At 26.5% G+C, this 607-nt stretch carries 1 pseudogene; it reads right to left on the bottom strand.

Annotated features, from left to right (window positions below):
• Window positions 1–490, bottom strand: a pseudogene (locus R7Q48_RS28865) (hypothetical protein); the annotation flags it as partial.
• Between the last annotated feature and the right edge of the window lie 117 nt (window positions 491–607).

Raw genomic sequence — 607 nt, 5'->3', positions numbered from 1 at the left:
TCGCCCACTTTATTTTTTCTTCATCATCATCTTTTAACCATGAAATGATCTCAGTTTTATTAAGTGATAAATTCCATTTTCTTACAATCTTTATCTCTAGTTCAATATAATTGCACTTGCTTTTTTTTACCTCTTTTATATATAATCTTACCCGTTTTGCTCTTTCTTTAAAACTGTTTTCATTTGGATTTGATGATAGTTTTCCTAATGGTTTTTTTTGAATGTAAAACCATGAAAAATTACAAAATCTTTCATTTTTATGCATTTCATTATTTATGTATAAAATTGAATTATACTTTTCTTCTATTTTCCCGACAATCCTTTTGCAATCTTCAAATGAATATGATTTAAGAGCAGCATTTATTATATTTTCATTTTCTTTAATACTTAATGATTCTTTCCATACTGCTCTAATATCATGTGTTGATAGCTGACGAGCATAGAATCTTCCCATAGTTTCATCTTCAATTTTGACATTGTAATTTCTCATAATTAAACCCTCTGAAATGTTAATGTATAGCAACTAGTATCTTATATTTACTACAATGTAGTTTCAATCTATTTGGAACTGTACCTATAAAACTACAATGTAGTTTTACCCAGGAAT

This window comes from Vibrio sp. 378, assembly GCF_033339435.1.
Note: the sequence above shows the minus strand (reverse complement) of the source record. Positions and strands in the feature narration are given on the sequence as shown.